Raw genomic sequence first — 22,030 nt, 5'->3', positions numbered from 1 at the left:
TGGCGAGCCTGTGGATAACTCCGCGGAGGTGCATAACGCTCAGGTCAGAGGTCTGTCATCGGTTTTGGCTCGGGCTGGCGCGCATCCACGTCGAGGTGCTCCCCGACCCGATTGACCAGCAGTGTCATCTCGTAGGCGATCTGGCCTATGTCCGCCTCCGCGCCGCTGAGAACGCACAGACAGCTGCCTGTCCCCGCCGCGGTGACGAAGAGGACCGCGTCGTCGAACTCGATCATCGTCTGACGTACGCTGCCCGCGCCGAAATGCCGTCCGGAGCCCTTGGCCAGGCTGTGCAGCCCGGACGACACGGCCGCGAGGTGCTCCGCGTCCTCGCGGCGCAGTCCGGTGCTCGCGCCGGTCACCAGGCCGTCGTTGGACAGCACCAGTGCGTGCCGCACCTCGTGGACACGCTCGGTCAGGTCGTCCAGCAGCCAGTCGAGTCCCTGGTTCTGCACCATCTTCCGGTCTCCCCGTTTTCTCCCCGTGCGATTCCCCTCCTGGCCGGAGGATCTCCATCTCAGCCTTCCCCACGACCGCGGCCGGGGCAAGGAGGATGGGAGCCATGGCAGAGAAGATGACCGACGCGCAATGGCGGGAGTTCGTCTCGCACGGCACCCGCACCGCAAAGCTCTCCACGGTCCGGGCCGACGGCAGCCCGCACGTGGCTCCGATCTGGTTCCTGCTGGACGGGGACGAGGTGGTGTTCAACACCGGCAAGCAGACCGTGAAGGGCCGCAACATCGTCCGCGACGGCCGGCTCGCCCTGTGCGTGGACGACGACCGGCCGCCGTACTCCTTCGTGGTGCTGCAGGGCCGCGCCCGGGTCTCGGAGGACCTGGACGAGGTGCGGCGCTGGGCCACCCGGATCGGGGCCCGTTACATGGGTGAGGAGCGTGCCGAGGAGTTCGGCGCGCGCAACGGCGTCCCCGGTGAACTCCTCGTCCGTGTCACGGTCGACAGGGTGCTGGCGGAGCGGGACATCGCGGACTGACCGGTCGTGCGCGGTCAGCCGACCGAGTCGAGCAGCCGGGCGGTGTGCATCCGCCCGGCGTACTCGACGAGCCGGATCAGCACCTCCTTTCCCGAGTCGCGGTCGCGGGCGTCGCACAGCACCACGGGCGTGCCTTTGTCGAGGTCGAGTGCGCGCGAGACGTCCGGGGCGCCGTGCCGCCTGGCACCGGCGAAGCAGTTGACGGCCACGACGAACGGGATGCGCCGGTGCTCGAAGTAGTCGACCGCGGGGAAGCAGTCCTCCAGACGACGGGTGTCCGCGAGGACGACCGCGCCGAGCGCTCCCTGCGACAACTCGTCCCACAGGAACCAGAACCGGTCCTGGCCCGGCGTGCCGAACAGGTACAGGGAGAGGCCGGAGCGGATGGTGATGCGTCCGAAGTCCATGGCGACGGTCGTGGTGGTCTTGTGGTCCACACCGTCGGTGTCGTCCACCGACTGGCCCGCTTCGCTGAGGAGTTCCTCGGTGCGCAGTGGCCGGATCTCGCTGACGGCGCCCACCAACGTGGTCTTGCCCACGCCGAAGCCGCCGGCGACCAGGATCTTCAGCGCCAGTGCGGCGGTGTCGCCGCCCGAGGCGTCGGAGTGCTCGGAGACCATTGATCACTTCTCTCGGGAGTGCCGGGTGTCGGGCAGGCGTGGGTGGTGCGGGGCGGACTACAGCGCTCTCAGGCCCTCGATCACCTCGCGCAGGATGCGCTCGTCGGGCAGTTGCGCCGGTGGTACGGGCCGGCTGACGGTGACGCAGCCGAGTTCCAGGAGGTCGCCGAGGAGGACCCTGACCACGCCCATGGGCAGGTCCGCACCGGCGGCGAGTTCGGCGACCGACTGGGTCTCCGGTCGGCACAGGTCGATGAGATTGCGGTGTTCCGGGCCGAGCGGGGCGTCGTCCACGCCGGGTGCGCCAGGGTCCAGCGTGACCAGCGCGATCAGGTCGAGCCGTACGCCGCTGGGGCCGGGCCGGGTGCGTCCGCCCGTCATGGCGTAGGGGCGGACGAGCGGGCCGGCCTCGATGTCGTACCACTGGCTGCCCTGCTCGTGCGGGGCGTGGGTCATGTCCTCGGTCATCTGCGCGGACCGTTCTCCCGGTTCATCCGGCGGCGGGTGGCCGCGCGGCCACTCGGGGCGCCGTGCCGAGGTGCTCGCCGACGCGTTTGACCAGGCGGGCCATCTCGTAGGCCACAAGGCCGATGTCGGCGGTGACGGCGGTGAGGAGGGCGAGGCAGGAGCCGTCGCCGGCGGCGGCCACGAACAGGAAGGCCTCGTCCATCTCCACCATGGTCTGGCGGACCCCGCCGGCGCCGAAGTGCCGTCCCGCGCCCTTGGCGAGGCTGTTGAAACCCGAGGCGACGGCGGCGAGGTGCTCGGCGTCCTCGCGGCGCAGTCCGCTCGACGCGCCCACGGCGAGGCCGTCGTTGGACAGCACCACGGCGTGCCGGATGTCGCTCGCGCGGAGCACCAGATCGTCCAGCAGCCAGTCGAGTTCGCCGGAGCGCCGGGCGGACTGGGTACTCGGGTCCTGGATCATGCGGGGTCTCCTTCACTGCTGTCGCTGCCGGTCGCGGGACCGGGAATGGTGCCGCGGCCGGGTCGCCTGCCGCCGCCGCGCGCCCAGCCGTCGCGGTAGGCGGCCATGCGGTCCCGGACGAGTTCGGGAGTGCGCTCGTCGTCCCCGGGTGCGGACGCGGCCGACTGCTCCTCGGGGCGCCTTTCCCGCAGTTGGGGAGCGAGGCTCGCCTGCCGCACGCGGCGCGGAAGGTCGTCGGAGTCTTCGGGCTGCTGCGGTGGGCGGTGCAGTCGCAAGGTGGCGACTCCTGGGGGTGGGATCTGGCTGGGGGTCTCCAGGTGGCGTGGACCGTCCGCGTGGCGGGAGGTCTCCGTGGTGCGCGCGGCGTCGGGTTCCGTGGTGGTGGCCGGTACGGGCGCCACGAGGGCGCGCCGGTCGGCCTGGGCCGGGACGGCGTCCTGGAGGAAGGTGTCGTCGGGCACAGGCGCGTAGGCGCGTTCCTCCCGCTGCCGCGCGGGCCGCGCCGCCTCCGGGGATCGTTCGGCCGCCCGGGTGTGGAGCAGGGCGGTGGGCAGCAGGACGACCGCGGTGGTGCCGCCGTAGGGGGATGTCCGCAGGTGGACCTTGACGTCGTGGCGGGCGGCGAGTCTGCTGACCACGAAGAGGCCGAGCCTGTCGCTGTCGAACAGGTCGAGCGCCTCGGACTGGGCGATGCGGCGGTTGGCCTCGGCGAGGGTCTCCTTGCCCATGCCGAGGCCGCGGTCCTCGACCTCGACGGCGTAGCCGTTGCCGACGGGTTCGCCGGTGACGCGCACGCGCGTGTGGGGCGGGGAGAACTGGGCGGCGTTCTCGATGAGCTCGGCCAGCAGGTGTGTGAGGTCGGCGACGGCCGCGCCGACGACGGCCGCCTCGGGGAGTTGCCGTACCTCCACGCGCGCGTAGTCCTCCACTTCGGAGACGGCCGCACGGACCACGTTCGTCAGGGAGACCGGCATCCGCCAGGCGCGGCCGGGGGCGGCTCCGGAGAGGATGATCAGGCTCTCGGCGTGGCGCCGCATGCGAGTGGTGAGGTGGTCGAGGCGGAAGAGGTCGCTCAGCTCGTTCGGGTCGTCGGAGCGGCGTTCCATGCTGTCGAGGAGGGCCAGCTGGCGGTGGACGAGGATCTGGCTGCGGCGAGCGAGGTTGACGAAGACGCCGGAGATACCGCTGGCGAGTTCGGCGCGTTCCACGGCGGCCCGCAGCGCGGCGCGGTGCACGGTGGTGAGCGCCTCGGCGACCTGGCCGGTCTCGTCCTCGGCGGGTGCTCCCGGTGCCGCCTCGGCGCGGATGTCGATCTCTTCGCCCGCCCGTAGTCTGCGCATGGCGTCGGGGAGTTTGCGGCGGGCGATCTCCAGGGCGGTGTTGCGCAGGCTGACCAGTTCCACGACGAGGCCGCGTCCGATGCGGACGGAGATGACGAGCGAGGCGGCGACCGCGGCGAGGCCGAGCAGTACGGCGGCGCCGGCCGGCGTGAGCAGGCCCCGGGCGAAGGGGTCGGCGCGCTCGGCGACCGCGCGTGCCGCGTCGTCCTCGATGGTGCGCATGCCGTTCTGCACGCGCGCGTAGGGCGTGGTCCAGCTGCTCTCGGGTGCCGCTTCGAGCGCCTTCGCTCCCGGCCCGCGGGCCAGCACCCCGTCCTCGACCTCGCCGAGACCGGCGTAGGCGTCGCCTGCGGCGAGGGCGTCCCAAGCGAGACGTTCGGTGCCGCTGAGGTCCGGGACGGCCGACTCGGTGAGCGTGCGGCGCAGCGCCACGGCGCCGGTGAAGAGCCGGAGCCGCTCCCCGGTCAGGGTGCCTTCCAGACGGGCGCTCGCCAGTACGGCGTCCTCCTGGGCCAGTGCCTCGCCCGCGCGGGCGAATTCGAGCAGCACGCGCGCGTCGGAGCCGAGGTCGGCGTCCCGGATGCCGGTGAGCGCGCCTTCCGCCTCGAACGCGGCGGAGATGGTTCGGGTGTAGCGGTCGTACGTCTCGGCCCAGCCCGCGTGTCCGTCCTGCACGGCGGTGCGCAGGGGCCGCAGTTGCTCGGCGCCGGAGACGAACGCCTTCAGCCGCTGGGCGACCCCGGCGGGCAGTTCCCCGCTGTCGGCGACGGTGCTGCCGTTGCCGAGGCGGAGTTTCGCCACGGCCCGGTCGGTGCGCCGGGCGAGTTCGTCGAGTTCAGCGGAGGGGACGGCGGACGGGTCGGTGGCGTGGCCTACGGCGGCCGCGCGTTCGGCCTGGAGGGCGGCGACCGCGGCGGAGACGGGGGCGCGGACCATGGCGTCGACACGCTGGACCTGGCGGAGCCGGGAGACGTCCTGGGCGGTGGTGACCGTGGCGTAGGCCCAGAGGGCCAGGAGGGAGACGACCGGCACCATGAGCAGGCAGATGATCTTGGCGCGCACGGTGCGGGGGCGTATGTGCCAGCGCTCCGCGCGCAGGGGTACTCCCTCCGGCGCGGCGTCCGAGGGCGTGTCGGGGCCTTCGTCAGCCGGTGGCCCGGCGTGCGCGCGGCGACCGCGCACGGCGGTGGGTGGTGCGTCCGCGTCGGTTGTGGGGGTCCTACGGGGTGTTCGCATGGACTCCTCGCTCGGGAGTGGTTCGGGGCGTTCGGGCCGAGGCCCTGGCCGAAGGAGCGCCTCGTGGTTCATCGGCCCTGGCCGGGCACGGCCGGCGTCGGACCGGCTAGGGGGCGACGCTCTGGACGGGCTGCTGGGCCGAGGCGGACGCCGCACGCTCCCCCGCCGTCGGGGAGAGTGCGACGAAGGCCGAGGTCAGGAAGAGATAGGAGCCGAGGCCGACGGCGAGGGGGAAGATGAACTGCATCGCCGTCGCCCCGGGCAGGGCCTCCCCGGAGGGCGTGACGCGCACGCCCACCGCGAACATGCCGGTGTAGTGCATGCTGCTGACGGCCGCGCCCATGATCAGGGAGGCGATGGTGACCGCCACGGGCGACTTGATGTTGAGGGCCGCCCACAGGGCCGCCGTCGCGGCGACGACGGCGATCAGGAGGGAGAGTCCGACGAGCAGCGGGTCGTAGGTGACGTCACCGTGCAGCCGGACGGCCGCCATGCCCAGGTAGTGCATGCTCGCGACGCCGAGGCCGGTGGTGAGCCCGCCGACGAGCAGGGCCCGGCCGCGGTCCTTGCCGTAGCCGACGGCGAAGACGCCGGCGCAGACGACGACCATGGCGACGAACAGGCTCAGGAGGGTGAGCGGCACGTCGTAGCGGATGTCGGTGCCGGTGACGCCGAAACCGAGCATGGCCACGAAGTGCATGGTCCAGATGCCGGTGCCGATCGCCGAGGCCGCGGTGACGAGCCAGTTGCGGCGCGAGCGCCCGGTGGTGGCGAGCGCGCGGACGGTGCAGCGCAGACCGAGCGCGGCGCCTATGCAGGCCATCACGTACGACAGTGCGGGGGTCAGCCACCCCAGGGCTGCGTGGTCCAGGTGTCCCATGGCCCCGGGACGCTAGACCCGGCGGGGGCGCGCGAAGGGGGCGCAGTTCGAAAGGTGTTGGAATATGACCCAAGGATGTACCGGAGCGATCGGGTCACGCTCGAACGTGTGCGCTGAGGTGCCCTTCGTGCCTCTGCGGCGTCATCCGCGACGGTGCGGCGTCACCCCTGGAGGTGAGGCGTCATCCGTACCGGTGAGGAATCATGCGGTACATGAGCGACGAGCAGACGCGTGTTCAGGAGTTCTTCACCGCCCGCGCCGCCGACTGGGACAGCCGGTTCCCGGACGACGGTCCCGCCTACGCGGCCGCGGTCGCCGGGCTCGGGCTGCGCACGGGCGACCGGGTGCTCGACGCGGGGTGCGGCACCGGACGCGCCCTGCCGCCGCTGCGAGCCGCCGTGGGGGCGTCCGGGGTGGTCCTCGGGGCCGATCTGACCCCGGCCATGCTGCGGGAGGCCGTACGGGCGGGACGCGACCGTGACGGGCAACTGCTCCTGACGGACGTCGCCGCACTGCCCCTGCGCTCGCGGTCGCTGGACGCCGTGTTCGGGGCGGGCCTCATCTCGCACCTCGGAAACCCCGCCGAGAACCTGCGGGAGCTGGCGCGCGTGGTGCGCCCCGGCGGGGTGCTGGCGCTGTTCCACCCGATCGGCCGGGCGGCCCTCGCGGCTCGCCACGGCCGCCCGCTCACCCCGGACGACCTGCGTGCAGAGCCCAACCTCCGCCCGCTGCTGGCCGGTTCCGGGTGGCGCCTGACGTCGTACGTCGACGAGGACTCCCGGTTCCTCGCACTCGCCGTGCGCGAGGACTGAGCCTCCGGCTCACCCGGCCTCGACGTCCGGCGCCCCGCGCCGCGCGGGACAGCCTCGCAGGCCCGGCACCGGGCGGGTGCCCAGGTCGGCGATCCGGTAGCCGTACGGGTAACCCTTGATCTCCCGGTTCTGGCGGGCGAAGTGCGGGGCGCGCCGGGGCGGCAGCAGGCGGACGGCACGGCCCCGGAGCCGGACGGCGCGGCGCACCCACGCGCGCGTGACGGGGCTCGGCGGGGTGTAGCGGAAGGCGCGCAGCAGCGGGTCGTCGAGCAGCGCGAGGGTGGTGGTGCGCAGCAGGGGCGCGAGCGGGCCGGGGTACCAGGAGGCCATCAGGTCGAGTGTGGCGTCCGAGACGCGCCGGGCGTCGGCGTCCCAGGCGAAATGGGCGGCCTCGTAGGAGTCGAGGCAGGCCTCGAACTCCTCGTAGGTCTCGGGGATGTCCTTGATCCCCATGTGCCGGCCCAGGGTGCGGTAGTGCACGGTACTGGCGACGGTCTCGTGGCGTGACAACCTGCGCCAGCCGTAGGCGTCGATCCACCGCTTCGGCATCACGACGAACGTGCACAGCACATAGCGCATGTCGTCGTCGCCGATGTCGTAGCTGCGGTGCATCTGGTTGATGCGGCGGATCGCGGTCCGGCCCTGATCGCTGCCGAAGCCGTGCTCGACGATGGTGTCCAGGAGCAGCGAGGTGTCGTCGTAACGCTTCTGCGCCCTGTCCGTGAGCTCGGTGGTGCGCGCGAGCAGCCGGCCGATGGCGGGGACGGCGTACGTGCGGTAGAGGGCCAGCTCCAGGGCGCGGGTGAAGTCCCAGGGGAACTCGTAGGCCGCGCTGAGCCGGTAGATCTCTGTAGCCTCCTCGTACGGGTCCATGGTCCGGATCCGTTCGAGCCGCGCATAGCGCTTCACCGTGCTGTCCCCCTTCTGCCCCAGGTTCGCCAACTTTACGTTGGTGAGCGGGAGATGGATGACCAGGGACGGCCGAAGCGCAGGGGGAAGGTGGTCAGTATGTGGAGCAGGTTCCGCAAAGCCGGGGGAAGGGTCGCCGATGCCATGCGCACGGAACCGAAGGCCGACGGAGACAAGCGTCCGCACAACCTCTTCGAGGCTGCGGCGACCTATGTCACGGCCGGCGTGCAGGACGACCAGGAACGGGCCGACGAGGCGGCCGGCTGGGTGTCGCCGGAGGCGCTGTCGTTCGGCGTGAACGAGCTGGCCTGCCGGGCCGTGACAGCGCTGGCCCGGGAGCGCGGCGAGTCGCCGGAGACCGTGGCGCGCGAGTTGCTGGGGCTGCCGGCGGCGTGATGCGCGCGGGCCGCCACGGCCGATTCGCCCCGTGCGCCGGAAAACTGCAGCTCGGCGTGCGCATGCGAGGCCGTGACAAGGGGCTTCCGGGCGCACTAGGGTGCGCGCCGGTGGACGAACCGATGGGGAGGCTGGGATGGCCGGGACGGACGAGGAAGCCGTCGCCGCCGCTGACGATGCGCTCTATGTGCTCACGGCGGTGCTGCTGACGCCGGCGAAGTTCCCGAGTGTGCTGGGCGACGACTACCCCGAGGCATGCGCGGCGCTCGGCCTCGCACCGCTCGCCGACGGGTACGGGCTGGTGCTCGGGCAGGACGGCGAGGGCGCCCGGTGGACGGTGGCCATCGACGACGTCTCCCTGGTGGCCGTCGCGATCGCGTCCTGGGACTGCGGCATGGAGTACGAGCTGTCTCCGGACGAGCGCACGGTCGTCGCAGCCCTGCCCGGCTGGCCCCTCGCGGTCGCCGTCGCGGCCCCCGGGGTGCCCGCGCCGCACGATCCCGGTCCGGAGGCGGACGACCGGCCGCCGCTGGCTCCGCCGGACACCAGCGTCTGGGGGCCGGCTCAGCGGCGCCTGGGCGCGGACGAGATCGCGCTGCAGTGGGCGGTGTGGCGGGAGCAGGTCGACGACTCGGAGTTCCCGACATCCGCGTCCTCCGGGGCACCCGGCGCCGAGGACGGGCCGGACGGGGAGGGGGACGGCGGACCGGACGGGGAGCAGGACCGCGAGCCGGACGGGAGCGGGGAGAACGGGCAGGAGGGGGGCCACAGCGGCATCCGGCGCGTCCTCGCGGAGGCCCGCACGTACATCGACTCGCCACCGCCGCTGGGCCGGGTTCGGTCGTCCTTCGCCTCGGGTGACGCCCGGACCCTGCGGGCCGACGGCCCGGGCTGGTCACTCGTCGCCAGGACCGACGACATCGCCTTCGTACTGCTCGACGAGGAACCCGGCGAGGTCCTGCCGGTGGGCCGGGGCCCGGAGCTGCCGGGTCTCCTCGACGCGCTGGACAAGATCGCCGTACGGCCGAACTGAGCGGGTCGGGTCGGTCCGGGTTGGCCGGGCCGACACGACACGGCCGGGCCAACCGACACGGCCGGGCGTCGCCGACACGGGTGGGCCGAGGCAGTTCGACTCGGCCCGCCCGCCGCCGTACGCGTGAGGCCGAACCGTCAGCGCCTCAGCGGCCCAGCTCCTTGCGCGTGGCGCGGCGCAGCCTGCGCCGCTGGGATGGATCCAGCGTGAGGTACGCGGCGGCCGGGACACCCAGGATGATCAGGAGCGATGCCCACCAGGGCAGCCAGATCAGCAGGATGAGCCCGACCGCCACACCGCCCACGGCGATCTTGGCGTTGTTCGACATGACTGTCGCCTCCTTCGCGGCCACTGCCGCTCTCTGTCTCGAAAACGGACCCGCCCGCACGGCGGTTCCGGACCGCGACCCTGAGACATCCCTGAGGTGCGACCCCGACGCACCCCCGAGACCTCTATGGTGACCCACCTCACACCCAAGCCACACCCTTGCGCACCGGAAGTGCTGTACTCTCGGCGACTCCGCCTCCACTAGTCAAATTTGAGGAATCAGCCATAGCCGAGCATCCGACTCTCCAGGCACCCTCCTCCGGCACCTCCGAACTGGCCATGTGCCGCTCCGTGTTCCTGCCCGGCGACCCGGCGCGCACGGGCAGTGTCGCCTTCTGGCGCCCCGACGGAATCGCCCCTCCGGTCGTGGCCGCCGCGTCCGTCACCGATCTGGCGGTCGTGCTGCCCCGTGACGGCGGGACCGAGACGGCGCGAGTCCCCGCCGTCCTGCTCCCGGTGAGCACGGCCCTGCCGGTCCTCACCCGCGCGCGTACCGACGGGCACGGGCACCGGTCCACCGTCTTCTGGGGCGCGGCCGCCCTGCACGCCCTGCACCTCCTGGCGCGCGGACTGCTGCTGCCCGGACTGTCCCCCGGCGGCCACGACGCCTGGCGCACCGGACCGCTGCGCGCCCAGGACATCGAGGCCGTACGCCGCCTGGCCGCCGCGATGCCGCCCGAGGCGCACGCCACCCCCCTGGAGGGCACCGGGCCGCTGCTGCTGCCCGACCCGGAGCAGCTCCTGCGCGCCTTCCTCGACGCGGTCGCCGACACCCTGCCCCGCTCACCAGCGGCGCCGCTGGTGACGGGCGGCCCCGCCTATGCCGGGCCGGAACCGGTGCGGCTGCCGCCCGAGCAGCGCGCGTGGGCCGCCGACGTCGCCGCGGGCCACGACGCGGGCGTGCGGCTGTCGCTGCGGGTCGAGGCGGACGGTCTCGGCGACCTGGGCGTCCCGGTGGACGGCCTGACGGAGGCGGCAGTCGATCCGGCGGACACGACGGACGGCCCGGCGGACGAGGGCGCGGACGTGAGGTTCCGGGCCGTGCTCCAGGTGCACAGCGTCGACGATCCGGCGCTCGTCGCGGACGCCGCGAACGTCTGGGCGGGCACCGCGGGTGAGGCGTTCGGTCCGCGCGCGCGGATGGACGCGCTGCTCGCGCTGCGCCGGGCGGCCCGGGCCTGGGCCCCGCTGATGCCCCTGCTGTCGGCTGCCGTACCGGACGCGGCCGAACTCGCCGACGAGGAGGTCACCGACCTTCTCGGCGCCGGTGCCCGCGCGCTGAGTGCGGCCGGGGTCGACGTGCACTGGCCGAAGGGGCTGTCCCGTGAGCTCAGCGCCCGCGCCGAGGTGGGCCCTCCCCAGGACGGGCCGGAGTCCGGCAGGGAGTTCACCGCCCTGCCGTCGTTCCTGTCCGCCGACGCGCTGCTCGCCTTCACATGGTCGTTCGCCGTGGGAGACCGGCGGCTGGACCGCGCGGAGCTGGACCGTCTCGCCGAGGCGAAGCGCCCGCTGGTGCGGCTGCGCGACCAGTGGGTCCTGATCGACCCTCAGGAGGCGCGCCTGGCCCGCGCCGGGCAGGACCGCAAGGTGACTCCGGTGGACGCCCTCGGCGCGGCCCTGACGGGCTGGGCGGAGGTGGAGGGCCGCCGGGTCGAGGTGCGGCCGACCGGATGGCTGGCGGCGCTGCGGGAGCGGCTCGCGGACCCCGAGGCACAGCAGCCCGTGCAGCAGCCCGCCGCCCTGGCCGCCACTCTGCGGGACTACCAGCGGCGGGGCCTGAACTGGCTCGCGGGTATGACGTCCCTCGGCCTGGGGTGCTGCCTGGCCGACGACATGGGGCTCGGCAAGACGATCACGCTGATCGCCCTCCATCTGCACCGGCAGTCCGACGCCGGGTCCGCCGGACCGACCCTGGTGGTCTGCCCGACCTCCCTGATGGGCAACTGGCAGCGGGAGATCGAACGGTTCGCACCCGGTACACCGGTACGGCGCTTCCACGGTGCGCGGCGCGGCTTGGAAGAGCTGGCCGACGGGGAGTTCGTGCTCACCACGTACGGCACGATGCGTCTGGACGCGCCGCGGCTCGCCGACGTGTCGTGGGGCATGCTCGTGGCGGACGAGGCCCAGCACGTGAAGAACCCGTACTCGTCCACCGCCCGTGAGTTGCGCTCCATCGGCGCACGCGCGCGTGTGGCGCTCACCGGCACCCCGGTGGAGAACAACCTGTCGGAGCTGTGGGCGATCCTCGACTGGACGACTCCGGGGCTGCTGGGCCGCCTCGGCACCTTCCGCCAACGGTACGCGGAGGCCGTCGAGGGCGGTCAGGACCCGGCCGCGGCAGACCGGCTGGCCCGTCTCGTACGGCCCTTCCTGTTGCGACGGCGCAAGTCGGACCCCGGCATCGCGCCCGAGCTGCCGCCGAAGACGGAGACCGATCACGCCGTTTCGCTCACCCGGGAGCAGGCCGCGCTGTATGAGGCCGTCGTGCGTGAGGCGCTCGCGGAGATCTCCGGCGCCGGCAGCATGGCCAGGCGGGGTCTGATCGTGAAGCTGCTGACCGGCCTCAAGCAGATCTGCAACCACCCGGCGCAGTACCTCAAGGAGGAGCGGCCGGTGATCTCCGGGCGATCCGGGAAGCTGGAGCTGCTCGACGAGTTGCTGGACACGATTCTCGCCGAGGGGGCGGGCGTGCTGGTGTTCACCCAGTACGTGCAGATGGCCCGCCTCCTCGAACGGCACCTGGCGGCCCGGGGCACGCCCACGCAGTTCCTGCACGGAGGGACGCCCGTCGCCGAGCGCGAGGCCATGGTGCGCCGTTTCCAGGACGGCGAGGTGCCGGTGTTCCTGCTGTCGCTGAAGGCTGCGGGCACCGGTCTGAACCTCACCCGGGCCGAGCATGTCGTGCACTACGACCGCTGGTGGAATCCGGCCGTCGAGGCGCAGGCCACGGACCGCGCCTACCGCATCGGCCAGCTGCGGCCCGTGCAGGTGCACCGGATCATCGCGGAGGGAACGATCGAGGACCGCATCGCCGAACTGCTGCTGCGCAAGCGGAAGCTGGCGGACACGGTCCTGAGCGCCGGTGAGGCCGCGCTCACGGAACTGACGGACGCGGAACTGGCGGATCTGGTCGCACTGCGAGGGGGCCTGCGATGACTCGGCACGATGACGGCGGCATGGGCGACATGGAACGCACCTTTGCGGCACTGCCGCCCGCGCACGGGAGGGGCTTCGCGCAGACCTGGTGGGGCCAGGCCTGGCTGACGGCCCTGGAGGGCACGGCTCTGGACTCGGCGCAGCTCAAGGCGGGCCGCCGGCTCGCCCGCGCGGGTGCGGTCGGCGCGGTGTCGGTGCGTCCCGGGCGGCTGACGGCAGTGGTCCTGGACCGCGACCGTACGCCGCACCGGGCCGACGTCCTGCTGGAGGAGCTCTCGTCCGGGCAGTGGGACCGCTTCCTGGACATGACGGTGGAGCGGGCCGGTCATGTGGCGGCGCTGCTGGACCGGGAGATGCCGCCACACCTGGTCGAGGACGCGGCGGACGCGGGCGTGGAGCTCCTGCCGGGCCTGGGCGACCTGGAACCGGAGTGCGACTGCGGGGCATGGGACCACTGCGGGCACACGGCTGCGCTCTGCTACCAGGTGGCCCGGCTGCTCGATCAGGACCCGTTCGTGCTGCTGCTGATGCGGGGGCGTGCCGAGCGTTCGGTGCTGGACGATCTCCAGTGCCGTAGTGGTACGTCCCTGGCGGAGGCCTCGGCCCCGGAGGGTGTGGACGCCGCCGAGGCCTACGCGGCCGGGGACATCCTGCCCCCGCTGCCGCCCCTGCCCGAGCTCCCCGTCGAACCGGGTGTGCCGCCGTCCCTCGATGCCGAGACGCCACCGGCCTCCGGTATCGAACCGGCAGCGCTGGAGTTCCTGGCCGCGCGGACCGCCGTGGAGGCTCACGGCCTGCTGCGAGGGGCGCTCCAGGCCTGGCCCCACGTGGAGTTGACGTCGGCTCAGGACGCGGTACGGCTGGCCGCGGGGGCTCCCGGCCCGGGAATGACCGACCGGCTCGCAGCCGGGTCGGGACGCGGCGGGGAGGGGTTGGCGACGGCCGTGCGCGCCTGGCGTCACGGCGGTACGGAAGCCCTGTCCGTCCTGGACGAGGAGTGGCAGCCGCGGGACGAAACGCTCGCACGCGCGCGTGCCGCCCTGGACTCGGCCTGGGACGCCGGTGAACGGCCGGAGTTGCGCGCCCGGGCCAACCGCTGGACGGTCGCCGGCGCACCGGTGCAGCTGCGCCTCGGACGGGACGGCCGATGGTGGCCCTACCGCAAGGAGCGCGGCCGGTGGCAGCCCGCCGGAGGCGCCGCCCGGGACCCGGCGACGGCACTGGCCTCGGTGACGGCTCCGGCATCGGCGGAAACCGCCCCCGAGGAAGGGATCTCCCTCTGAGGTTCTTCGCAGCGCGGGCGTCAGGGCAGTAGGTCGCCGGTGTCCAGGGACGGGAGGAGCGATTCCAGACCGCTCGGAAAGTCGCTGGGCAGATCGCTCGGCAGGGTGGTCGGGAAGCCCGACGGCAGGCGGGTGGGCAGCTCGCTCGGCAGCCCGGAGGGCAGCCGGGTCGGGAGGCCGAAGGACGGGGTGGGAGAGGCGCTCGTGTTCTCGCCGGACGGTTCCTCGTCCGGCGAGTTCCCCCTGTCCGAGGCCATCAGCACCACGAGCGACACGGCGGCGACAGCCACGAACACGACGAGCAGGAGGTACAGCGGGTTCCGGCGCCGGGGAGGCCCGGGCGGATGCGGCGGTACGGGTGGCATGGCCATACCGACCAGAGTCGCCGCGCGTCCCTCGGACCGGGAGGGGCGCACGGAAGCTGAAACGGACTCATGGCGTGGACCGAACCGTTCCGGAGCATGAAGCGCCCTTCGGGCCACCCGAATGACCGGCGGCCCGTAGTCCGGCCGCGATGACCGGCCCCGTGTCGGAGTACGAGGAACCGCTGCCGGAGTACGAGGAACCCGCTGCCGGAGCACGAGGAACCCGCTGCCGGAGTACGAGGGGCCCGTCAGCCGGCCGAAGTGACCGGCCGACGGGCCCCACGCGCGCGTGGGCTCAGCCACGCGCCCCCAGCAGATGGTCCATCGCCAGCTGGTCCAGGTGCTCGAAGGCCATGCCGCGGGCGGCGGCCGCCTCCACGTCGAAGGACTCGAACGCCGACCGGTCGGCGAGCAGCGCCTGGAGGCCGTCCGCGGCGGTGGGCTGGGCCAGCTCGTCAAGGCGGGCGGCGCGCAGGGCTTCCTGGACCTCCGGGTCGGCGCGGAAGGCGGCGGCTCGCTCCTTGAGGATGAGGTAGTTGCGCATGCAGCCGGCGGCCGAGGCCCACACGCCGTCGAGGTCCTCGGTCCGCGGCGGCTTGAAGTCGAAGTGCCGTGGACCGGTGTATCCGGCCGACTCCAGCAGGTCGACCAGCCAGAACGCGGCACGCAGGTCACCGGCGCCGAAGCGCAGGTCCTGGTCGTACTTGATGCCGGACTGGCCGTTGAGGTCGATGTGGAACAGCTTGCCGGCCCACAGCGCCTGCGCGATGCCGTGCGGGAAGTTCAGCCCGGCCATCTGCTCGTGCCCGACCTCGGGGTTGACGCCGTACAGCTCCGGCCGCTCCAGGCGCTCGATGAACGCCAGGGCGTGGCCCACGGTCGGCAGCAGGATGTCACCGCGCGGCTCGTTCGGCTTGGGCTCGATCGCGAAGCGCAGGTCGTAGCCCTGGGAGGTGACGTACTCGCCGAGCAGGTCGAAGGCCTCCTTCATCCGGTCCAGGGCGGCGCGGACGTCCTTGGCGGCGCCCGACTCGGCCCCCTCACGGCCGCCCCAGGCCACGTACACCTGGGCGCCGAGCTCGGCGGCGAGGTCGATGTTGCGGATGGTCTTGCGCAGGGCGTAGCGGCGCACGTCGCGGTCGTTGGCGGTGAAGGCGCCGTCCTTGAAGACGGGGTGTGTGAAGAGGTTGGTGGTGGCCATCGGGACCTTCATGCCCGTGGCGTCCAGCGCCTGGCGGAAGCGCTTGATGTGCGCCTCGCGCTCGGTGTCGCCCGAGCCGAACGGGATCAGGTCGTCGTCGTGGAAGGTCACGCCGTGGGCGCCCAGCTCGGCCAGGCGCTGCACCGTCTCGACGGGGTCGAGGGCACGCCGCGTGGCGTCGCCGAAGGGATCCCGTCCCTGCCAGCCGACGGTCCACAGTCCGAAGGTGAACCTGTCCTCGGGGGTGGGCTGGTAGCTCATGCCGCGGCTCCTTGCTCGCTGAGGCTATTTCGTCATGCCGATTTACAAATTAGTATGCAGGCACCTCTCTGGGAAGAGACAAGGTGCCTCCGAACGGAGACACGTGCCGCGCGCAGTAGGGAGAAGCCCGATGTCAGCAGCCGAGGGTCCGCTCGTCGTCGGTGTGGATTCGTCCACCCAGTCCACCAAGGCGCTGGTCGTCGACGCGTCCACCGGCCGGGTGGTCGCGAGCGGCCAGGCGCCGCACACGGTCTCCTCTGGGGCGGGACGGGAGACCGACCCGCGCCAGTGGTGGGAAGCGCTGTGCGAGGCCCTGAGCCAGTGCGGTGACGCCGCGCACGAGGCCGCCGCGGTGTCGGTCGGGGGGCAGCAGCACGGCCTGGTCACCCTGGACGGCCGGGGCGAGCCGGTGCGGCCGGCCCTGCTGTGGAACGACGTGCGCTCGGCGCCGCAGGCCCGCCGGCTGACGGAGGAACTGGGCGGCGCGAAGTTCTGGGCCGAGCGCACCGGAAGCGTGCCCGCCGCCTCGTTCACGGTCACCAAGTGGGCCTGGCTGGCCGAGCACGAGCCGGAGGCGGTGCGCGCCACGAAGGCCGTGCGTCTCCCCCACGACTACCTCACCGAGCGGCTCACCGGTCAGGGCACGACCGATCGCGGTGACGTTTCCGGGACCGGCTGGTGGGCGTCCGGGACGGAAGGCTACGACGAGGAGATCCTGGCGCACGTGGGGCTCGACCCGGCCCTGCTGCCCCGGGTGGTCCGGCCCGGCGAGGTGGCGGGCACGGTGCACAGCCACGATCTGCCGTTCTCCAAGGGCACTCTGGTCGCGCCCGGGACCGGTGACAACGCCGCGGCAGCACTGGGCCTCGGCGTGCGGCCCGGTGTGCCGGTGATGAGCCTCGGCACGTCGGGCACGGTGTACGCCGTGTCCCGGCACCGGCCCGCCGACCCGAGCGGCACGGTGGCGGGTTTCGCCGACGCGCGCGGCGACTGGCTGCCGCTGGCCTGCACCCTGAACTGCACGCTCGCCGTCGACCGTGTCGCGGCGCTGCTGGGCCTGGACCGCGAGGCCGTGGAACCCGGCACGGCGGTGACCCTGCTGCCCTACCTGGACGGCGAACGCACCCCGAACCTGCCGAACGCCGCGGGCCTGCTGCACGGCCTGCGCCACGACACGACCGGTGGTCAGCTCCTCCAGGCCGCCTACGACGGCGCCGTGCACTCCCTGCTCGGCGCGCTCGACCTGGTCCTCGACGAGGACGCGAACCGTTCGGAACCCCTGCTGCTGATCGGCGGCGGAGCCCGGGGCAGGGCGTGGCAGCAGACCGTGCGCAGGCTCTCCGGGCGTCCGGTGCAGGTTCCCGAGGCCAGGGAACTGGTCGCGCTCGGCGCCGCGGCACAGGCGGCCGGGCTGCTGACCGGGGAGGATCCGGCGGCTGTCGCGCGGCGCTGGGACACGGCGGCCGGGCCGGTGCTCGACGCCGTGGAGCGGGACGAGGAGACGCTGGCCAGGATCGCCGGGGTACTCTCCGACGCGGCTCCGCTGCTGGAGCGGCCCACGGACACCCACTGAGGACTGGCGTCAGGCATGACCGCACCGCTGCACGAGGCCCGTCCCACCGGGCCGGGACGCGCCCTACCCGACACCCAGCAGGGCATGCGCCGCCGCAACCTGGCCCGGGTCCTGAACGCCGTCCGCGACGAAGGGCCGCTGTCCCGGGCCGCCGTCGCCTCACGGATCGGTCTGACCCGGGCGGCGGTCTCGACGCTCGTCGACGAGCTCATCCGCTCGGGGCTCCTCGAGGAGCTGGGTCCGGAGCGGCCCGGCCGGGTGGGCCGACCCGGTTCCGCGCTCGCGGTCAGCGGTCGCGGTCCGGCCGGGATCGGCGCGGAGGTCGGCGTCGACCACCTCGCGGTCTGCGCCGTGGACCTGCGCGGCACGACCCGGTCGCGGGCGGTACGGCAGGGCGCCAACCGCGGCCGCTCGCCCGGGCCCGTGCTCGCGGAGCTCACCGAGCTGATCCGGCAGGTCGTGACCGAGGCGGAGGGCGAGGGTCTGTGGGCGGCCGGACTCGCGGTGGCGGTGCCGGGGCTGGTGGCGCGCGACGCCCGGACCGTCGTGCGCGCCCCGAACCTCGGCTGGCACGACACCGACCTCGGCACACTGCTGCCGACGCACCTCCCGCTGACGGTGGACAACGAGGCCAACTTCGGCGCCCTCGCCGAACTCTGGCTGGGCGACGGCACACCCCGCGACTTCCTGCACGTCTCGGCGGAGATCGGTATCGGTGCCGCGGTCGTGGTGGACGGCGGGCTACTGCGTGGAACCCGCGGCTTCGCGGGCGAGTTGGGGCACGTGCCGGTCCGGCCGGACGGGCCGGAGTGCGCCTGCGGCGGGCGGGGCTGTCTGGAGCAGTACGCCGGTGAGGAGGCGGTGCTGCGCGCGGCCGGCCTGGAACCCGGCGAGGACCGGGTCGGGCTGCTCGCGGGGCGCGCCGCGCAGGGCGACGAGTCCGTACGGCGTGCCCTGCGCGAGGCGGGTACGGCGCTCGGCGTGGCCCTGACGGGGGCGGTCAACCTGCTCGACCCGGAGAGTGTGGTCCTGGGCGGGGAGCTGTCGGGTCTCGCCCCCTGGCTGCTGCCCTCGCTGCGGGAGGAGCTGGCGCGGCGCACGGCAGGTCCGGCCTGCCCCGTGTCCGTGTCCGGGCTGGGGCCCCAGGGGCCACTGCTGGGGGCCGCGCACTCGGTGGTCCGGGCGGTGCTGGACGATCCCGCGGCCGTCGCCGGGCAGGCCTGAGACAGGTCGTCGGCCCCGTCCGCCGATCCGTCCGGACTCTTCCCCTCACCCGGGAGGGTGAGGGAGTTGTCCACATCCGAAAGCCCGTCCACGGATGTGCACCGCATTCTCCCGGCCGACATGCAGGCGCCGTAACGTGATCACAGCGGGCCGCGACAGCAACGGCCGCGGCTCCGCCAGTTGAGCGGCACACACCCTCCCGTCGAGCCCGGAAGGCACACCCATGCACCGAACCACCCTCCTCCCCAGCAGGCGAGGCATCCTCGCGGGCGCCGCCCTCGCCGCCGTCCCGACGGCCCTGCTCCCCAGCACCCGGGCGGATGCCAGGCCCCGGACCGTCGACCACCCCGGAGCGGCATGGCGGCCGGCGCGCCGCGGCAACTACACACCATCGAACCGGCCCCGTGCCCATCCACTGCACTACGTGATCATCCACGTGGCGCAGACGACCTTCGCCGGCACGCTGAACGTCTTCCGGAGCCCGGCGAGTAAGGTGTCCGCGCACTACGTGGTGCGCTCCTCCGACGGGCGGGTCGCGCAGTGCGTGCGCGAGTCCGACATCGCCTGGCACGCGCGGAACTGGGACTACAACACCCGCAGCATCGGCATCGAGCACGAGGGCTGGGTGGACCGGCCCGGGTACTTCACCGACGTCATGTACGAGCGGTCGGCCCGGCTGACTGCCGCGATCTGCGAGCGGTACGGCATCCCGAAGAACCGCGCGCACATCATCGGCCATCACGAGGTACCTGGCAGGGACCACAGCGACCCGGGCCGGCACTGGGACTGGAAGCGCTACCTCAGACTCGTCACCGCCGCCTGAACACCTGGTCGACGCCCCGCGATCCACCTCACGTCCCGGTTACAAATGACTCAACCGCTGGTTGCGGGCCGGTGGGCAGGCGACGATGGGGCCATGACTCTGGCCCAGCGCGCCCTGGAGCGCCTGCAGGCCTGGCCCGACCTGATGGCGGGCCCGGCGAGTTGCGGTAACGGAAGGGCGCTCCGTTCCGTCCGCGACGAGATCGTCCACTTCCACTCCGCGAGAGATGTGGACCTCCACCTCACCCACCGGGCCATCCAGCGCTTCCAGGACGGCTTCGCCGCTACGAGTGCGATCCACTTGCTGCCCGGGTCGTGCTGGGTGACGGTCCATCTCGACTGCGAGGCGGACGTCGACCTGCTGCTGAGCCTGGTGAGCATCGCCCTCAAGGCCCATCAGAGCCCGCCCGACGACGAGGATCAGCCGCGGCCTTCCGGGTGCAACCACCACCGGGTCACGGTGCTGCCGCGTGACGCCGTGGCGGGTGGCTGAACCTTGACGGACGAACCGGAGGCGGCCGAGACCGAGGCCTGGGACCCGTACGGGACGCACCCTTCGCGACGGGGCACGGCAGCGCCCGAGGTGGCCCGGGTCTCCTCCCGGCCGCGCGACGGCAAGCCACCGCCCGCGCATGCCACGCTCGGGGTGGGTGCCATCGTGTACGGGCCTCGCGGGCTGCTGCTGGGCCGGCACCGGCTCGGGACGTGGGAGCTGCCCGGCGGGATGGTGGAACCCGGGGAGTCGCTGCGGGAGACGGTGGTGCGCGAGCTCGGCGAGGAGACGGGGCTCGCGGCCCGGCCCGAGGACGTCCGGCTGCTCGGGACGCTGCTGGACGACGTGGGCGGTGTCGTCCGTACCACCGTGGCGGCCCGGGTCACCGCCTGGCGGGGTGAGCCGTCGGACCAGCCCGGGGAGAGCGTGGGCCGCTGGCGCTGGTTCGCCCTGGACCGGCTGCCGTCGCAGCTGTTCGTGTGCAGCGCCCAGGCCCTCACCGCCTGGCGGCCCGGCCTGCCGATCGACCACACGCCCGCGCACTACACGCCGTACGCCACCGGGACGGGCGACAGCTGAAGCACCCAGAGGGGTGCGTTTTTTCAGCCGTTCCCGCGTAGTCCGCGCTCCCCCACCCTGCCGTAGCCCCGCTGTCTGGTGCACTGCCCCTGAGGGTCCCGACAGTTGACGAGACATCAGGGGGCACGGTGGCAGGTCGTCGCAGGTGGCGGGGAGCAGGCAGAGCGGCACTGGCGTGTGTCACGGCGTTGGCCGCACTGGCCGGTGCGGCCGTGGCGGGGGCGGCTCCGGCCGGCGCCGTCCAGAAGGGCGGACGGGTCGCGCCGGGCGTGACGTACGAGGAGTTCGACATCAAGGCGGCCCAGGGGGTGACGCACGCACATCTGCTGAGGGTCGACCTCAGCCACCCGCAGGTACGGGTCGATCTGCTCTACCCGGGAGCCGTGGCCGCACGCGCGCGGGTCTCGGCGATGGCGAACACCCAGGGCGCGGTCGCCGGAGTCAACGGTGACTTCTTCAACATCACCGAGACACAGCACCCGGGCGTCGAGGCGACCGGAGCGAGCGTGGGTCCGGCGATCGCGGCCGGACGGTCACTCAAGGCGGCAGTCCCGAAGGGCCAGCGCTTCGGGCCGGCGCTGCCGCCCGGCACGACGACCGAGGACGTCTTCGGCGTCGGCACCGACGGGCGGGCGCGTCTGGACCGGCTCACACTGGCCGGTTCGGTCCGTACGGCCGAGGCGCGGCTGCCGCTGGGAGGACTCAACCAGTACGCGCTGCCGGTGGGTTCCGTCGGCGCGTTCACCTCCGAGTGGGGCAGCGTCTCCCGGGTGCGCGCCACGTGTGGCACGGACACGGACCGGGCCGCTCCGTGCAGCACCGACACCTACGAGGTGACGGTCCGCGACGGCACGGTGGTCTCCGCCGCGAACGCCCCGGGCGGTGGCCCCATCGCCGCGGGGACGACCGTGCTGGTCGGCCGGGAGGCGGGCGCCCAGCAGCTGCGCAAGTTCTCCACCGGTCAATCGGTCGAGATCGAGCACGGGCTCGTGGCGGCCACGGGCGGCGTGGCGTACCGGCTCGCCCTCGGCGGCTACCCGGTGCTGTCGGGCGGGCAGCCGCTGCCGGGCCTCGACAACACGACGTCGGCCGTCCGTACGGCCGTGGGGATCGCCGACAGTGGACGGCGGGTGCTGCTGCTCGCGCTGGACGGCGCCGCCGCCTACCGCAGCGGTCTGACGATCGCCGAAGTCGCCGGCACCATGCGGAAACTGGGCTCGGTGGACGCCTTCAGTCTGGACGGCGGCGGGTCGTCGACGCTGGTCGCACGGAAGGCGGGCGCGAGCACGGTCTCGGTGCGCAACCACCCCAGCGGTGGCGCCGAACGGCTCGTGCCGAACGGCATCGGCGTGTTCTCGTGGTGACTCAGGGACGCAGACCGCTGACGATGTCCGCCGTCGCCGTGAGGCCGCTGTGGATGGTGGGGGCGATGCTGGTGCTGGCCAGGTAGAAGCCGAGCAGCAGACAGACCAGCGCGTGGGAGACCTTCAGCCCGCCGTTGCGCAGGAAGATCACCGCAAGGATCAAGAGCAGCAGCACCACAGAGATGGAAATGGCCATCGTCAACTCCTCCGCCACACCGCCATGTCCGGTTCACGGCG

22 protein-coding genes and 1 pseudogene are annotated in these 22,030 nt (G+C 73.2%); 12 read left to right on the top strand and 11 right to left on the bottom strand.

Annotated elements, in window-relative coordinates; all coding sequences use genetic code 11:
* Positions 1–44: 44 nt before the first annotated feature.
* Positions 45–458 carry a roadblock/LC7 domain-containing protein gene (locus tag ACFZDE_RS00955; protein WP_390991745.1) on the bottom strand — a complete coding sequence of 138 codons (414 nt, stop codon included), beginning with the start codon at positions 456–458 and terminating at the stop codon, positions 45–47.
* Between the two features lie 104 nt (positions 459–562).
* Between ACFZDE_RS00955 and ACFZDE_RS00950 the strand changes: the two genes are divergently transcribed.
* On the top strand, positions 563–991 hold the full coding sequence (locus ACFZDE_RS00950; RefSeq protein WP_391196205.1) for a TIGR03618 family F420-dependent PPOX class oxidoreductase: 429 nt from the start codon (positions 563–565) through the stop codon (positions 989–991).
* Positions 992–1,005: 14 nt separating this feature from the next.
* On the opposite strand, the gene ACFZDE_RS00945 is transcribed toward ACFZDE_RS00950, so the two are convergent.
* The 5 genes from ACFZDE_RS00945 to ACFZDE_RS00925 all read right to left on the bottom strand — a co-directional run bounded on the left by ACFZDE_RS00945 (position 1,006) and on the right by ACFZDE_RS00925 (position 5,995).
* Positions 1,006–1,611, bottom strand: coding sequence for an ATP/GTP-binding protein (locus ACFZDE_RS00945; RefSeq protein ID WP_390991751.1), 606 nt, complete (start codon positions 1,609–1,611; stop codon positions 1,006–1,008).
* A 57-nt stretch (positions 1,612–1,668) separates the two neighbouring features.
* Complete coding sequence (locus ACFZDE_RS00940; protein WP_391196203.1) at positions 1,669–2,079, bottom strand: DUF742 domain-containing protein; 411 nt, start codon at positions 2,077–2,079, stop codon at positions 1,669–1,671.
* A gap of 22 nt (positions 2,080–2,101) precedes the next feature.
* Entirely contained in the window at positions 2,102–2,539 is a 438-nt protein-coding gene (locus tag ACFZDE_RS00935) for a roadblock/LC7 domain-containing protein (RefSeq protein ID WP_390991757.1), read from the bottom strand.
* Positions 2,536–5,115 carry a nitrate- and nitrite sensing domain-containing protein gene (locus ACFZDE_RS00930; protein WP_391196201.1) on the bottom strand — a complete coding sequence of 860 codons (2,580 nt, stop codon included), beginning with the start codon at positions 5,113–5,115 and terminating at the stop codon, positions 2,536–2,538. The genes ACFZDE_RS00935 and ACFZDE_RS00930 overlap by 4 nt, the downstream gene beginning before the upstream one ends.
* A 106-nt stretch (positions 5,116–5,221) precedes the next feature.
* Positions 5,222–5,995 (bottom strand): MHYT domain-containing protein, encoded by a 774-nt coding sequence (locus tag ACFZDE_RS00925; protein WP_390991762.1) that lies wholly within the window; start codon positions 5,993–5,995, stop codon positions 5,222–5,224.
* Between the two features lie 212 nt (positions 5,996–6,207).
* Here ACFZDE_RS00925 and ACFZDE_RS00920 point away from each other — a divergent pair, with 212 nt between their 5' ends.
* Complete coding sequence (locus tag ACFZDE_RS00920) at positions 6,208–6,807, top strand: methyltransferase domain-containing protein (RefSeq protein WP_391196199.1); 600 nt, start codon at positions 6,208–6,210, stop codon at positions 6,805–6,807.
* A gap of 9 nt (positions 6,808–6,816) precedes the next feature.
* Here the strand turns inward: ACFZDE_RS00920 and ACFZDE_RS00915 are convergent, their stop codons facing one another.
* The gene (locus ACFZDE_RS00915; RefSeq protein ID WP_391196197.1) at positions 6,817–7,716 is read right to left on the bottom strand and encodes an oxygenase MpaB family protein; all 900 of its coding nucleotides are present in this window, start codon (positions 7,714–7,716) and stop codon (positions 6,817–6,819) included.
* Positions 7,717–7,815: 99 nt separating this feature from the next.
* Between ACFZDE_RS00915 and ACFZDE_RS00910 the strand changes: the two genes are divergently transcribed.
* Positions 7,816–8,112 carry a hypothetical protein gene (locus tag ACFZDE_RS00910; protein WP_390991771.1) on the top strand — a complete coding sequence of 99 codons (297 nt, stop codon included), beginning with the start codon at positions 7,816–7,818 and terminating at the stop codon, positions 8,110–8,112.
* A 136-nt stretch (positions 8,113–8,248) separates the two neighbouring features.
* The gene (locus ACFZDE_RS00905) at positions 8,249–9,145 is read left to right on the top strand and encodes a hypothetical protein (RefSeq protein WP_391196194.1); all 897 of its coding nucleotides are present in this window, start codon (positions 8,249–8,251) and stop codon (positions 9,143–9,145) included.
* Positions 9,146–9,290: 145 nt separating this feature from the next.
* On the opposite strand, the gene ACFZDE_RS00900 is transcribed toward ACFZDE_RS00905, so the two are convergent.
* Positions 9,291–9,473: a hypothetical protein gene (locus ACFZDE_RS00900; protein WP_385653058.1), complete on the bottom strand. Its 183-nt coding sequence runs from the start codon at positions 9,471–9,473 to the stop codon at positions 9,291–9,293.
* A gap of 278 nt (positions 9,474–9,751) precedes the next feature.
* Between ACFZDE_RS00900 and ACFZDE_RS00895 the strand changes: the two genes are divergently transcribed.
* On the top strand, positions 9,752–12,628 hold the full coding sequence (locus ACFZDE_RS00895) for an SNF2-related protein (protein ID WP_391196192.1): 2,877 nt from the start codon (positions 9,752–9,754) through the stop codon (positions 12,626–12,628).
* Positions 12,625–13,911: an SWF or SNF family helicase gene (locus tag ACFZDE_RS00890; RefSeq protein WP_391196190.1), complete on the top strand. Its 1,287-nt coding sequence runs from the start codon at positions 12,625–12,627 to the stop codon at positions 13,909–13,911. Before ACFZDE_RS00895 ends, ACFZDE_RS00890 begins: the two co-directional genes overlap by 4 nt.
* A gap of 20 nt (positions 13,912–13,931) precedes the next feature.
* Here the strand turns inward: ACFZDE_RS00890 and ACFZDE_RS00885 are convergent, their stop codons facing one another.
* A complete protein-coding gene (locus tag ACFZDE_RS00885) occupies positions 13,932–14,282 on the bottom strand; it encodes a hypothetical protein (RefSeq protein ID WP_391196189.1) in 351 nt (116 codons plus the stop codon).
* 289 nt (positions 14,283–14,571) lie between these two features.
* Positions 14,572–15,738: a xylose isomerase gene (xylA, locus tag ACFZDE_RS00880; protein ID WP_381429476.1), complete on the bottom strand. Its 1,167-nt coding sequence runs from the start codon at positions 15,736–15,738 to the stop codon at positions 14,572–14,574.
* Between the two features lie 130 nt (positions 15,739–15,868).
* Here xylA and xylB point away from each other — a divergent pair, with 130 nt between their 5' ends.
* The 6 genes and pseudogenes from xylB (at position 15,869) to ACFZDE_RS00850 (ending at position 21,793) form a co-directional block, all read left to right on the top strand.
* Positions 15,869–17,311 (top strand): xylulokinase, encoded by a 1,443-nt coding sequence (xylB, locus tag ACFZDE_RS00875; protein WP_391196186.1) that lies wholly within the window; start codon positions 15,869–15,871, stop codon positions 17,309–17,311.
* A 15-nt stretch (positions 17,312–17,326) separates the two neighbouring features.
* Positions 17,327–18,535 carry an ROK family protein gene (locus tag ACFZDE_RS00870; RefSeq protein ID WP_391196183.1) on the top strand — a complete coding sequence of 403 codons (1,209 nt, stop codon included), beginning with the start codon at positions 17,327–17,329 and terminating at the stop codon, positions 18,533–18,535.
* Between the two features lie 223 nt (positions 18,536–18,758).
* Positions 18,759–19,358 (top strand): N-acetylmuramoyl-L-alanine amidase, encoded by a 600-nt coding sequence (locus tag ACFZDE_RS00865; protein WP_391196181.1) that lies wholly within the window; start codon positions 18,759–18,761, stop codon positions 19,356–19,358.
* Between the two features lie 93 nt (positions 19,359–19,451).
* On the top strand, positions 19,452–19,850 hold the full coding sequence (locus tag ACFZDE_RS00860; RefSeq protein WP_391196178.1) for a luciferase family protein: 399 nt from the start codon (positions 19,452–19,454) through the stop codon (positions 19,848–19,850).
* A gap of 93 nt (positions 19,851–19,943) precedes the next feature.
* Positions 19,944–20,429 (top strand): annotated as a pseudogene (locus ACFZDE_RS00855) (NUDIX hydrolase); the annotation flags it as partial.
* A gap of 188 nt (positions 20,430–20,617) precedes the next feature.
* Positions 20,618–21,793 carry a phosphodiester glycosidase family protein gene (locus ACFZDE_RS00850; protein ID WP_391196177.1) on the top strand — a complete coding sequence of 392 codons (1,176 nt, stop codon included), beginning with the start codon at positions 20,618–20,620 and terminating at the stop codon, positions 21,791–21,793.
* 1 nt (position 21,794) lies between these two features.
* Here ACFZDE_RS00850 and ACFZDE_RS00845 read toward each other — a convergent pair whose 3' ends face one another.
* Positions 21,795–21,989: a hypothetical protein gene (locus ACFZDE_RS00845; protein ID WP_031107271.1), complete on the bottom strand. Its 195-nt coding sequence runs from the start codon at positions 21,987–21,989 to the stop codon at positions 21,795–21,797.
* Between the last annotated feature and the right edge of the window lie 41 nt (positions 21,990–22,030).

Origin of the sequence: Streptomyces sp. NPDC007929, assembly GCF_042959065.1 — a bacterium.
GTDB lineage: Bacteria > Actinomycetota > Actinomycetes > Streptomycetales > Streptomycetaceae > Streptomyces.
This window is presented reverse-complemented; position numbering and strand designations above follow the sequence as displayed.

What these genes read in the sequence shown, in the direction of transcription:
- ACFZDE_RS00955 (WP_390991745.1), bottom strand. Translation starts at nt 458, where the DNA reads ATGGTGCAGAACCAGGGACTCGACTGGCTGCTGGACGACCTGACCGAG.
- ACFZDE_RS00950 (WP_391196205.1), top strand. Translation starts at nt 563, where the DNA reads ATGGCAGAGAAGATGACCGACGCGCAATGGCGGGAGTTCGTCTCGCAC.
- ACFZDE_RS00945 (WP_390991751.1), bottom strand. Translation starts at nt 1,611, where the DNA reads ATGGTCTCCGAGCACTCCGACGCCTCGGGCGGCGACACCGCCGCACTG.
- ACFZDE_RS00940 (WP_391196203.1), bottom strand. Translation starts at nt 2,079, where the DNA reads ATGACCGAGGACATGACCCACGCCCCGCACGAGCAGGGCAGCCAGTGG.
- ACFZDE_RS00935 (WP_390991757.1), bottom strand. Translation starts at nt 2,539, where the DNA reads ATGATCCAGGACCCGAGTACCCAGTCCGCCCGGCGCTCCGGCGAACTC.
- ACFZDE_RS00930 (WP_391196201.1), bottom strand. Translation starts at nt 5,115, where the DNA reads ATGCGAACACCCCGTAGGACCCCCACAACCGACGCGGACGCACCACCC.
- ACFZDE_RS00925 (WP_390991762.1), bottom strand. Translation starts at nt 5,995, where the DNA reads ATGGGACACCTGGACCACGCAGCCCTGGGGTGGCTGACCCCCGCACTG.
- ACFZDE_RS00920 (WP_391196199.1), top strand. Translation starts at nt 6,208, where the DNA reads ATGAGCGACGAGCAGACGCGTGTTCAGGAGTTCTTCACCGCCCGCGCC.
- ACFZDE_RS00910 (WP_390991771.1), top strand. Translation starts at nt 7,816, where the DNA reads ATGTGGAGCAGGTTCCGCAAAGCCGGGGGAAGGGTCGCCGATGCCATG.
- ACFZDE_RS00905 (WP_391196194.1), top strand. Translation starts at nt 8,249, where the DNA reads ATGGCCGGGACGGACGAGGAAGCCGTCGCCGCCGCTGACGATGCGCTC.
- ACFZDE_RS00900 (WP_385653058.1), bottom strand. Translation starts at nt 9,473, where the DNA reads ATGTCGAACAACGCCAAGATCGCCGTGGGCGGTGTGGCGGTCGGGCTC.
- ACFZDE_RS00895 (WP_391196192.1), top strand. Translation starts at nt 9,752, where the DNA reads ATGTGCCGCTCCGTGTTCCTGCCCGGCGACCCGGCGCGCACGGGCAGT.
- ACFZDE_RS00890 (WP_391196190.1), top strand. Translation starts at nt 12,625, where the DNA reads ATGACTCGGCACGATGACGGCGGCATGGGCGACATGGAACGCACCTTT.
- ACFZDE_RS00885 (WP_391196189.1), bottom strand. Translation starts at nt 14,282, where the DNA reads ATGGCCATGCCACCCGTACCGCCGCATCCGCCCGGGCCTCCCCGGCGC.
- xylA (WP_381429476.1), bottom strand. Translation starts at nt 15,738, where the DNA reads ATGAGCTACCAGCCCACCCCCGAGGACAGGTTCACCTTCGGACTGTGG.
- xylB (WP_391196186.1), top strand. Translation starts at nt 15,869, where the DNA reads ATGTCAGCAGCCGAGGGTCCGCTCGTCGTCGGTGTGGATTCGTCCACC.
- ACFZDE_RS00870 (WP_391196183.1), top strand. Translation starts at nt 17,327, where the DNA reads ATGACCGCACCGCTGCACGAGGCCCGTCCCACCGGGCCGGGACGCGCC.
- ACFZDE_RS00865 (WP_391196181.1), top strand. Translation starts at nt 18,759, where the DNA reads ATGCACCGAACCACCCTCCTCCCCAGCAGGCGAGGCATCCTCGCGGGC.
- ACFZDE_RS00860 (WP_391196178.1), top strand. Translation starts at nt 19,452, where the DNA reads ATGACTCTGGCCCAGCGCGCCCTGGAGCGCCTGCAGGCCTGGCCCGAC.
- ACFZDE_RS00845 (WP_031107271.1), bottom strand. Translation starts at nt 21,989, where the DNA reads ATGGCCATTTCCATCTCTGTGGTGCTGCTGCTCTTGATCCTTGCGGTG.